Origin of the sequence: Vibrio sp. V33_P6A3T137 (assembly GCF_009904835.1) — a bacterium.
Taxonomy (GTDB): Bacteria; Pseudomonadota; Gammaproteobacteria; order Enterobacterales; family Vibrionaceae; genus Vibrio; species Vibrio metschnikovii.
Map to the genome: position 1 here is coordinate 1 of NZ_WXWK01000157.1, position 11,382 is coordinate 11,382.

General features: G+C 45.3%; 11 protein-coding genes. 8 read left to right on the forward strand and 3 right to left on the reverse strand.

Features of this window, described 5'->3' with window-relative positions; translation table 11 throughout:
* On the forward strand, window positions 1-1,282 hold a 1,282-nt coding region (locus CAG60_RS14965), incomplete at its 5' end, for an HAAAP family serine/threonine permease (protein WP_202598601.1).
* Between the two features lie 89 nt (window positions 1,283-1,371).
* Here the strand turns inward: CAG60_RS14965 and CAG60_RS14970 are convergent.
* The gene (locus CAG60_RS14970) at window positions 1,372-2,139 is read right to left on the reverse strand and encodes a nucleotidyltransferase domain-containing protein (protein ID WP_158138354.1); all 768 of its coding nucleotides are present in this window, start codon (window positions 2,137-2,139) and stop codon (window positions 1,372-1,374) included.
* A 206-nt stretch (window positions 2,140-2,345) separates the two neighbouring features.
* On the opposite strand from CAG60_RS14970, the gene yeiP reads away from it, so the two are divergent.
* Both yeiP and CAG60_RS14980 read left to right on the forward strand, forming a co-directional pair.
* Window positions 2,346-2,912, forward strand: a complete 567-nt coding sequence (gene yeiP / locus CAG60_RS14975) for an elongation factor P-like protein YeiP (RefSeq protein ID WP_004395429.1) — start codon at window positions 2,346-2,348, stop codon at window positions 2,910-2,912.
* Window positions 2,913-2,914: 2 nt separating this feature from the next.
* Window positions 2,915-3,235 (forward strand): HI1450 family dsDNA-mimic protein, encoded by a 321-nt coding sequence (locus tag CAG60_RS14980; protein ID WP_004395430.1) that lies wholly within the window; start codon window positions 2,915-2,917, stop codon window positions 3,233-3,235.
* A 129-nt stretch (window positions 3,236-3,364) separates the two neighbouring features.
* On the opposite strand, the gene yqfB is transcribed toward CAG60_RS14980, so the two are convergent.
* Window positions 3,365-3,664, reverse strand: a complete 300-nt coding sequence (gene yqfB / locus CAG60_RS14985; RefSeq protein WP_212752454.1) for a N(4)-acetylcytidine aminohydrolase — start codon at window positions 3,662-3,664, stop codon at window positions 3,365-3,367.
* A gap of 207 nt (window positions 3,665-3,871) precedes the next feature.
* Between yqfB and hutC the strand changes: the two genes are divergently transcribed.
* From hutC to hutH, 5 genes are all read left to right on the forward strand, one after another.
* Window positions 3,872-4,591, forward strand: a complete 720-nt coding sequence (gene hutC / locus CAG60_RS14990; protein WP_158143971.1) for a histidine utilization repressor — start codon at window positions 3,872-3,874, stop codon at window positions 4,589-4,591.
* A gap of 236 nt (window positions 4,592-4,827) precedes the next feature.
* On the forward strand, window positions 4,828-6,030 hold the full coding sequence (gene hutI, locus CAG60_RS14995) for an imidazolonepropionase (protein WP_161439304.1): 1,203 nt from the start codon (window positions 4,828-4,830) through the stop codon (window positions 6,028-6,030).
* Window positions 6,023-7,090 carry a formimidoylglutamase gene (hutG, locus tag CAG60_RS15000; RefSeq protein WP_161439305.1) on the forward strand — a complete coding sequence of 356 codons (1,068 nt, stop codon included), beginning with the start codon at window positions 6,023-6,025 and terminating at the stop codon, window positions 7,088-7,090. The genes hutI and hutG overlap by 8 nt, the downstream gene beginning before the upstream one ends.
* Window positions 7,091-7,211: 121 nt before the next feature.
* The gene (hutU, locus tag CAG60_RS15005) at window positions 7,212-8,909 is read left to right on the forward strand and encodes a urocanate hydratase (RefSeq protein WP_161439306.1); all 1,698 of its coding nucleotides are present in this window, start codon (window positions 7,212-7,214) and stop codon (window positions 8,907-8,909) included.
* A gap of 12 nt (window positions 8,910-8,921) precedes the next feature.
* Complete coding sequence (gene hutH / locus CAG60_RS15010) at window positions 8,922-10,472, forward strand: histidine ammonia-lyase (protein ID WP_161439307.1); 1,551 nt, start codon at window positions 8,922-8,924, stop codon at window positions 10,470-10,472.
* 111 nt (window positions 10,473-10,583) lie between these two features.
* On the opposite strand, the gene CAG60_RS15015 is transcribed toward hutH, so the two are convergent.
* Window positions 10,584-11,162: a YagU family protein gene (locus tag CAG60_RS15015; RefSeq protein ID WP_233268471.1), complete on the reverse strand. Its 579-nt coding sequence runs from the start codon at window positions 11,160-11,162 to the stop codon at window positions 10,584-10,586.
* Window positions 11,163-11,382 lie beyond the last annotated feature (220 nt).

The window sequence follows — 11,382 nt, forward strand, 5'->3', positions numbered from 1 at the left end:
ATCGACACAACAGGATGTCACGATAACCACCGTATCACCTTCAACATGGCGAAAATCTGATACCGTTTGGATGCTCGGACTTTATGGTACTGCAATTGGGGCTGGTGTACTCTTTCTTCCTATTAATGCAGGCATTGGCGGACTGATCCCTCTGATATTAATGGGCTTACTGGCTTTTCCGATGACCTTTTATGCTCACCGTGGTTTAGCTCGTTTAGTTCTATCATCGACCAATCCTGCTGCAGATATAACCCAAGTGATGTCTGAACATTTCGGAAAAAAAGCAGGTCGTATTTTTACTTTACTGTACTTTATTTCCATTTTTCCTATTTTGCTGGTCTACGGCGTTTCCATCACCAATACTGTCGAAAGCTTTATGCTGCATCAATTAGGAATAATCCCACCGCCACGCTTTATTCTGTCATTTTGCCTTTTGATGTCACTGATTGGGATTGTTCGTTATGGCGAGGAACTGATAGTAAAAACCATGAGTATTCTGGTCTATCCTTTCGTTTCAGTATTGATGCTCCTTGCTTTATATCTTATCCCGCATTGGAATGGCGCAATATTTAACCAAGATCTTATCCTTCACTCCGTGACCAGCGGCGATATGTGGCGAACGCTCTTACTCACCATTCCAGTGATGGTTTTCTCCTTTAGCCACACCCCCATTATTTCCACCTTTGCTAAATCAAAACGCAAAGAATATAGTGACACACTCGCAGAAAAAAAGTGTTCTCAAATTCTCGGTTACGCACACATGATGATGGTCGCGAGCGTAATGTTCTTTGTACTTAGTTGCGTACTCACGCTTTCGCCACAGCAACTTGCCGAGGCCAAAGCACAAAATATCACTATTCTCTCTTACTTAGCCAACTATCTGGATACGCCCGTCATTGAAATCATGGCCCCGATGATCGCTTTTATCGCCATTTCTAAATCATTTTTAGGGACTTATATTGGCGCACAAGAAGGATGTTCTCGTTTAATCAGTGAAGGTTTTGAGCATCGAGGCTATAACATTAAACCCAGTACAATAAATACGTTGACCGTTATCGTCATGCTGATGACCACTTGGCTTGTCGCGACACTAAATCCATCGGTACTGGGAATGATAGAAGTGCTCTGTGGTCCAATCATTGCTCTTATCTTGTATATAATTCCAATGTACGCGATTCAAAAAATACCCGCGTTAGAAAAGTATCGAGGACTGACCAGCAATACCTTTGTAGTCATCATGGGGATTATTGCGATCTCAGCAACCGTATACGGCTTATTATAAGAAAGAGACGTTGACTCTGTTGGTAAGTTGTTAGTAAAAGTATTGATAACTTACCGTTCTATAACGTAATAGAATGAATGCGCAGACTATCAACCAATCTTAAATTCAGTTTTTTTATACTGTTTGACTAACCACGGACCAAAGCTATCTAATAAACCAATCACCGAACGCTTGGGGATCACTCGCCCTTTCAGCAAAATTTTTAAGCGATCAACCTCAGTTTGTTTCTCTGGGTAATAACGTAAAAACTGCTCGCCGCACTGACGCGGATCATCAAACCAATTTTTGTCCTGATACATGACCAATGAATAGCTGGCACGAAGCAGTTTTTTAGCAATCATCTGCTGAGCGTTCGCCTGTTGAGCGGCATCATGGGTTTTGGCTATTTTATCACGATAAAACAGCAGCCAATCTTCGACATCCATATTCCAATACTTGGCGATTTCCCAACTTGGTTCATAATCACCAAAACATTCTGCGAGGTTATCGCCATAGACACAAACACTACAGTGGCGCAGTAAAAAACCCCAAGAAAATAAACTGTCTAACGTCGCGACTTCTTTCACTTCAGCGGTTTTAAAACTGACATCAGTAATAAACGCAAAGCGTTTTTGAAAACGCCAACGAATGGTATTAATTAAGGTCGTACGAGTATTCTCGATTGAACCATAAGTCACCACAATCACATCCAGATTTGAAAAGTTGGGACGCGCAGTTTTGCGTGCCACACTGCCATAGAGATATACGCTATGTAGCTGCTCGCCTAATCCGGCACGCAAAAAAGAGACCAACTCCTTAATCGCAGGTTGATAATCAATTTGGAAAGGCTGCTTGGCATCAATAGGCGACAAGGTCATGTCGTAAAGTAACTCAACAAGTGAAACATAAAGTTATGTTCTCCTATGCGCGCGTTCGAATCAATAGCCAAATCATGACCAACCGTGTCTTGCAAGACAATTTCCACTGCACAACAACTTTTTCTTTTCAGGAGCGCATGAAGCATTTCTTTTCTGGGAAAGCATTCGTTATAATGCGCCGAAATCAAGCACAAAGGGTATTTTCCATGCCAAAGGCAAGTGAACTAAAAAAAGGTTTTGCGATTATTTCTAACGGCAAAACATTGTTAATCAAAGATATCGAAGTCACCACTCCAGGTGGCCGTGGCGGTTCTAAAATTTACAAATTACGTTGTACTGACCTAACTACAGGTGCTCGCGTCGACGAACGTTATAAATCTGACGATTTTCTTGATACGGTAGAGATGAACAAACGCAACGTTTCTTTCTCTTATGTCGACGGTGATGATTATATCTTCATGGATAATGCAGATTACTCACAATTCACCTTTAAAAAAGCCGATATCGAAGATGAACTGCTGTTTATCACCGAAGAAATTCAAGGTCTACAAGTGGTGTTGGTTGATGGTAAACCTGTTGCCATCGAATTACCGTCTTCTGTAGAGATGGTGATTGAAGAAACTGACCCATCAATCAAAGGGGCTTCTGCTTCTTCACGCACTAAACCAGCGCGTTTTGCCACGGGTCTAGTGGTACAAGTGCCTGAATATATCGCTAACGGTGATCGCATTGTGATCAATACCGCTGAGCGTAAATACATGAACCGAGCGTGAGCATGACAGACTTACTCTCTTACGATGAAGCCATCGATACCGCTTACGACATTTTCTTAGAAATGGCGGAAGATAACCTTGAACCAGCAGATGTCCTGCTCTTTGTTGCCCAGTTCGATGAGCGCGGTGCAGCTGAAGTGGTTGATATTAGTGATGATTGGGATGCGGAAGTTGGCTTTAGCGTCGATAAAGAGCGCTATGCAGAAATTTGCATAGGATTGGTCAATGAGAGTAACGACGTACTGGATGACGTTTTTGCACGTTTATTGCTAAGTCGAGATCCTGAACAAAAGTTTTGTCATATTCGTTGGAAACGTGACTAATATTCGTTTTGTTAGCCGACTAATCTAGGTTAACCCACTAACCGACAATGCCAACTCAGTACGAGTTGGCATTGTTTTTTTCCTAAAAGAAAAATCAACTTAGCGCGGCAGTTAAATAACCAAAGATCGTTATTCGACTAGTTGGTAATGAATCACATACAACTCTTCTATCCCTGGATAGATATCGCTGATCACCTGTTTTAATTCAGTTAAGGTCATATTTTCTTGCTGAGCATGAAACTCATTTAAGTCATCAAACTGGATCGGCTCAACATTGATGATTTTTAAACGGCAAAACCAACGCCCTTCTTCTAAGGTACTCACTTCAACCATAGAACCCGGTTGATAATCCTTCTCGCTTTGATCGCGAATAGTGATGACTTTTTTTCCGGTTAAAATATCGCTTTCAAATCGTGAAAAGAAAGTCATTTCTGTAGGAATGCTGGTCGAGGATGCGAGCATATTTTTCTCTCTTATTAGCCTGGAAATAGCTGACACTATAGCGAATAAGCCTAAGGCTTTAAATCGCAAAAAACATTATCTGTATAGCCCTGCGCTAAATACGAACAAATAGACTTGCTTTTTTTAGCTCGCTCATCAATCATTTGTATAGATAAATAAATGTAATGGATTTGTATGCCTACTTCACCCCTGTACCAACAAATTAAACAGCACATTATTCACCAGATCGAATCCGGCCAATGGCCAGTTGGTGAACGGATCAGCACCGAATTGGAATTAACTGAGCAATTTTCTGTCAGTCGCATGACGGTCAATAAAGCGATTCGAGATTTAGTGTCTGAAGGCCGCTTGCAACGTCGCCCACGGTTAGGCACCTTTGTCTGCGCCGCACCAGAAAAAGCCGAATCTCCACTGTTAGATATACGCAATATTGCCGAGGAAATCGTCAGTCGAGGTCAGCGTTATCATAATAAAGTTCGCGCTCATCACTCTTTAATTGCCGATGAAACTCTTGCTACTCAATTAGGGGTAATGCTCTCTACTCCATTGTTTTATAGTGAAATATTACATTACGCGAACGATCAACCATTACAACTTGAAGTTCGTTGGGTTAACCCTAGGCATGCCCCTGACTACCTTCAACAAGACTTTACTCATATTACGCCTAACCAATACCTTTCCGAGGCCTGCCCACTCAGTGCGATTGAGCATACGGTCGAAGCTTTGATCGCTGACAAACCAATCAGTGAAGCGTTGCTACTCAAAGCTAACGAACCTTGCTTGCTGCTTAATCGTCGTACTTGGAGTGGTGAGCATTTAGTGAGCTTCGCTCAGCTCTATCATCCGGCCAGTAAGTACAAATTAAGTTCGAAAATTGTCTATCCACAACCATAGAGCCGATCACATTTTTGTAACATAACCATTGCATTCATCATCCGTTAATCCTATTAATTGTATATACATTAAATCATCCTTAACGACCTAATGTTACCTGTTTGGAAAAATCGTCCTCAAACAGTCGAAAACTCAGCGATTGAATTGAGATGATCGAACGTAGCCAATGTCGCTGCAGCTTCAAGTAGCAAGGAAGTCGGTATCATCGCGAACCTCTGGCTCGCTAAGTAGGGGAAATGGAACACGTCTTAACCAATGCGCGTATAGTGAGTATGCAAGCTGGTGATATCGGCTATCAGCCCAGTGAGCCGCTTTCAATTGTCATCCGTGACGGAAAAATTGCCGACATCACCACAAACACCTTCGCCGACCATCCACAGCGAACCAATTGCCAAGGCCAGTTAGTCACTCCGGGACTGATTGATTGCCATACGCACCTTATTTATGCAGGTCAACGAGCCAATGAGTTCGAACAACGCTTAAATGGCCTCTCTTATCAGACGATTGCCGCTCAAGGGGGCGGAATCATGTCAACGGTGCAAGCGACCCGCCAAGCCTCACAAGAGCAATTAACCGAGTTAGCACTGCCTCGTTTAGATGGTTTATTACGCAGCGGGATCACCAGTGTAGAGATCAAATCTGGCTATGGGCTGACGCTTGATGATGAAATTAAAATGCTCAAAGCCGCGAAAGCGTTGGAAGCCCACCGCCGAGTGAAAATTACCACCACCCTACTTGCCGCCCACGCCGTGCCACCTGAGTTTGCCGGTAAAGCCGATAGTTATGTTGATTTCATCTGTCAAAGCATCATTCCACAAGTGGCAGAGCAGCAATTGGCAAGCAGTGTCGATGTGTTTTGTGAATCAGTAGGCTTTAATCTTAAGCAAACTGAGCAAGTGTTTCAGTGTGCCATAGAGCATGGTTTAGCGATTAAAAGCCATACAGAACAGTTGTCCAATCTCGGTGGCAGCGCTTTAACGGCGCGCTATAACGGCCTATCGGTCGATCACATTGAGTATCTCGATGAAGCTGGAGTGCAAGCATTAGCGCAATCCACGACCGTCGCGACTTTGCTGCCCGGTGCGTTTTATTTTTTACGCGAAACACGTAAGCCACCCATTGAATGGTTACGCCACTATCAAGTACCCATGGCGATTGCTACTGATATAAATCCTGGCACTTCACCATTTGCTGACCTGACCTTAATGATGAACATGGCTTGCACCTTGTTCGGCTTAACTCCGCAAGAAGCGCTGCGTGGGGTTACCACTCATGCAGCACAAGCACTGGGTGTCGCGGCAAGCCGCGGCCAAATTGCTGTCGGCTATGATGCCGATTTGGCCTTCTGGTCACTTAATCATCCTGCCGAATTGAGTTATCAAGTTGGTATCCCTTATTTACAAGCCCGTATGGTTGATGGAGAGCTCTGTCATGACTAATTCCGTTTCCCCTTCCCATCTTTATCAGTGGCAAGGTCGTGATGATGTTGAAGATGGTGAACTTGGTCAGCGAGTCCACCATGTCATGCAAATAAAACACCTTGATGAATTAACCCAAGCCTCCCACAGCGTTGCATTGGTCGGCTTTGAATGTGATGCCGGTGTTGAGCGCAATAAAGGGCGGATCGGCGCAAAACATGCACCGAATTTAATTAAACAAGCATTAGCCAATTTAGCGTGGCACCATACCAGCTCGTTATGCGATTTGGGCAATATTCACTGCCATGATGATGATTTAGAGCAGTCCCAACTCCGTTGTGCGCAGTTAATTGCTGACGGTTTACAACACTCACCAGTGATTGTGCTTGGCGGTGGTCATGAAGTGGCGTGGGCGAGTTTTCAAGGACTGGGAAAACATTTACTCAAACAAGGCATGAAAACGCCAAAGATCGCGATCATCAATTTTGATGCTCACTTTGATCTCAGATCCTTTAGCAGTGAGAAGGTATCCATCAAGCCCAGCTCTGGCACTCCGTTTATGCAAATCGCTGATCACTGTCAACAAATCGGCTGGGATTTTCATTACGCCTGCTTAGGTGTCAGCCGTGCTAACAATACGACCGCTCTATTCCAGCGTGCCGATGAGCTTGGTGTTTGGTATGTCGATGATAAAACCCTCAACGAGCGCAATCACGCTGCGTTAATTGAGAAAATGGATGCATTTATCGCCGATTGCGATTATCTCTACTTAACCATCGATCTCGATGTCTTTCCAGCGGCGACCGCCCCCGGTGTCAGCGCTCCTGCTGCCCAAGGCGTAAGTTTAGATAATTTCCATCTCTACTTCGATCATCTACTGCAACACCATATCAATAAACTGCTGATTGCCGATCTGGCTGAATATAACCCAAGCCACGATATCGATAATCAAACGGCGCGACTTGCTGCTCGTCTGTGTTGGGAAATCGCCAGTGCCATGACTCAGCACCAAGAGCAGTCACACGCTACCCCATCATCGGTTGAAGTTCAGAGCACTGACTCTCCTTCTGATGATATTTAAAGCTCAATCAAACGACTCACTTATTCCCGGCCCCCATACTGGCTGAGTGGGTCATTCATCTATCCTCGATGATAAAAAAGGGTTTGACCCGTAAACGGAACCATGAATAAGGAGCAACACCATGTCACAACCACCCAATAACGATGTTCGTTTAGATACCACTCGAACTATTCGTGCTTCGCACGGCACGACTCTGCGCGCGAAATCTTGGTTGACCGAAGCACCACTGCGCATGTTAATGAATAACTTAGATCCGGAGGTTGCCGAGCATCCCCATGCATTAGTGGTATACGGTGGTATTGGCCGCGCGGCGCGCAACTGGCAATGTTTCGATAAAATCGTCGAGGTATTAGAGCGTCTTGAAGAAGATCAAACGCTGTTAATTCAATCGGGCAAACCGGTGGCAGTGTTCCCGACCCATAAAAACGCACCACGAGTGTTGATTGCCAACTCAAACTTAGTCCCTTATTGGGCGAATTGGGAGCATTTTAATCAGCTCGATAAACAAGGACTGATGATGTATGGGCAAATGACTGCCGGCTCATGGATTTATATTGGTTCACAAGGCATTGTCCAAGGCACTTACGAAACCTTTGTCTCGGTTGCTAAACAACATTTTGATGGTCAAGCCAAAGGGCGCTGGATCTTAACCGGTGGGCTCGGTGGTATGGGCGGCGCTCAACCACTCGCGGCAACCATGGCAGGATTTTCAATGATTGCCGTTGAATGCGATGAATCGCGCATTGATTATCGTCTACGTACTGGCTATGTCGATAAAAAAGCCACTAGCTTAGATGAAGCGTTAGCCATTATTTATGAATCAGAGACGCCGGTTTCGGTCGGTTTATTAGGTAATGCCGCGGATGTTTTCCCGCAGTTAGTTGAGCGCAATATCACGCCTGATGTGGTGACCGATCAAACTTCAGCTCATGATCCACTCAATGGCTATTTACCGCAAGGCTGGAGCATGGAGCAAGCCGCGCAGCGCCGTTTAGAAGATGAAGCTAAAGTCACGGCAGCCGCTAAAGCCTCAATGGCCACTCAAGTACGAGCCATGCTCACCTTGCAGCAACGCGGCGCGGCAACCTTAGATTATGGGAATAACATTCGGCAGATGGCTTTAGAAGAGGGCGTTGCTAACGCGTTCGACTTCCCCGGTTTCGTTCCTGCTTATATTCGTCCCTTATTTTGTGAAGGCATCGGACCGTTTCGCTGGGCGGCTTTATCGGGCGATCCGGAAGATATTTATAAAACCGATCAAAAAGTTAAAGAACTCATTCCTGATAATCCTCACTTACATAATTGGCTTGATATGGCTCGTGAACGCATTCAGTTTCAAGGGCTACCAGCGCGTATCTGCTGGGTGGGTTTAAAAGACCGTCAACGGCTGGGACTCGCGTTTAATGAAATGGTCAAAAATGGCGAGCTAAAAGCGCCCATCGTTATTGGTCGTGATCATTTAGATTCTGGTTCAGTGGCAAGCCCTAACCGAGAGACCGAAGCGATGCTTGATGGCTCTGATGCCGTCTCTGATTGGCCATTATTGAATGCACTACTCAATACGGCCAGCGGCGCGACTTGGGTTTCTCTTCATCATGGTGGCGGCGTTGGTATGGGCTTTTCACAACACTCCGGAATGGTGATCTGCTGTGATGGTAGTGACGATGCAGCCGAGCGCATTGCCCGAGTGCTGCATAACGATCCTGCTACCGGGGTAATGCGTCATGCTGATGCTGGCTACGACATCGCCAAGCGCTGCGCAGCGGAACAAAAACTCGATTTACCTATGCTTAACGCAGAGTTGGCTCAATTAAAATAATAAGGATAACCCATGCATCACTTAACCATTACTCCCGGCGAGATGACGCTGAGCCAACTGCGCCACATTAACTCATCCCCTGTCTGCTTGAGTTTAGATCCAAGCGCGATTCCAGCGATTGAACAAAGCACCAAAGTGGTCGAGCAAGTGATCACGGAAGGCCGAACCGTGTATGGGATTAACACTGGTTTTGGCTTATTGGCTAACACCAAAATCGCCCCTGAAGATCTAGAAACGCTACAAAAAAGTATTGTCCTTTCCCACGCTGCTGGCATTGGCGCATGGATGGATGATGACACCGTGCGTTTAATGATGGTGTTAAAAATTAATAGCTTAGCGCGCGGCTTCTCGGGCATACGTTTATCGGTTATTGAAGCTTTAATCACTTTAGTTAACCATCAAGTCTACCCCTGCGTGCCGCAAAAAGGCTCGGTCGGAGCTTCAGGTGACTTGGCTCCTCTTGCCCATATGAGCACCGTATTGCTCGGTGAAGGACAGGCACGTTATCAAGGGGAGATCATTGACGGAGGTCAGGCACTGCGCATTGCTGGTCTATCACCGATTACTTTGGCGCCTAAAGAAGGACTGGCGCTGCTCAATGGCACTCAGGCCTCAACCGCTTTCGCGCTGCAAGGTTTATTTATGGCCGAAGATCTGTTTGCCTCGGCAACCGTCTGCGGCGCAATGTCCGTTGAGGCGGCGTTAGGCAGCCGTAAGCCATTCGACCCACGCATACATCGCGTGCGTGGTCATCGTACCCAAATGGATGCGGCAGCCGCCTATCGTCATTTACTTGATAGTCGTAGTGAAATCGGCGATTCACATTCAGGCTGCGAAAAGGTGCAAGACCCGTATTCACTACGCTGCCAACCACAAGTGATGGGGGCATGTTTGCAGCAAATTCGCCAAACTGCAGAAGTGCTTTGCGTTGAAGCAAATGCGGTATCTGATAATCCTCTGGTGTTTGCTGATGATGGCGATATTATTTCTGGCGGTAACTTTCATGCCGAGCCAGTGGCAATGGCGGCCGATAACCTCGCCTTAGCAATAGCCGAAATCGGTAGCTTGTCAGAAAGGCGCATGGCGCTGTTGATTGATAGTGCGCTGAGTAAACTACCGCCCTTTTTGGTTGATAATGGCGGTGTCAACTCAGGGTTTATGATTGCTCAAGTCACCGCGGCCGCATTAGCGAGTGAAAATAAAACCTACGCGCATCCAGCCTCGATTGACAGTTTACCCACTTCAGCGAATCAAGAAGATCACGTCTCCATGGCAACCTTTGCCGCCAGAAGATTGCGTGATATGGCAGAAAATACGCGTGGGATTTTGGCGGTTGAATATCTCTCAGCCGCGCAAGGATTAGATTTTCGCGCGCCGCATCGCTCTTCTGAACGCATTGAATTGGCCAAGCAGATATTACGCGCCAAGGTGCCGTTTTATGATAAAGACCGCTACTTTGCACCAGATATACAACAAGCGAACGAGTTGCTTAAACAAGCGGTGCATAATAGTTTAATGCCTGAAGGACTACTGCCAAGTGTTACTCATCATGTAACCATGTGATAATCATAGGTAACATACTTATACAGGGATTGATCGGCAGATTAATCCCTGTGTTATATCAGCGCAGTCTGCATTCGATTAGCTTATAAAACGTCCGCTATTATAAACAACCTACTTCGCCCAATTACCTATTATCGGTTTTCCAAGCAGAGCTAAGACGGCAATAAGGCTCACCTCAATCGAAACGGACCAACAAATATGGCCGATCATCTCACTCCAAAACTCATAACCATTAAGATTCCATAACCATCCTACTTGTCCATCAAGATACGCTGGATGTCGAAAACCTAATGCGGGGATCAATAGACCATGCATGACCAATGTAATTATAATTCCGTACACTGCCCCATACCAAAGTCTTATCTTGGGTGCTATTGCTGAGATGAAAATATAAACAAAGGCAAAAGCAAAACTAAATAGCCAGTGATAAAGCATAACCGCACCAGGGATAGTAATGCCTTGATACACATAATCCAGCGAATGAGAGTTTACTCCTAGCCATCCTAACCAAGCATCAATATTCGCGGCAGGCGGCGATATTTCACCCGCTATACGTGGCGGCATATTAGCCTCAGTACCTGATTTTACGAGAGAACTAATAAAGCCCCCAATAAAGGTAGCAAGCACCAAAACCATGGCATTTTTTTTGTCTAAAATAAAATCAAATCTATTCATGTTTTGAGAGGACATTCTCGAGATCCTTTTTGGCTCGCGCAATTTCTTGCACTGTCAGTAGAAACACGACCATCCACTGTTGATTTCGAAGATAGCTGTGCAGTAAACATCATATGCTCATGTGATTTCAGTGTAGCTGTAGTTATCAGCATACTCCAAGATATCTTCATCTCTCTCGTATATCTTTTACTATATCTTTTACAGGATATCTTTTACAGGACACACACCAAATAAC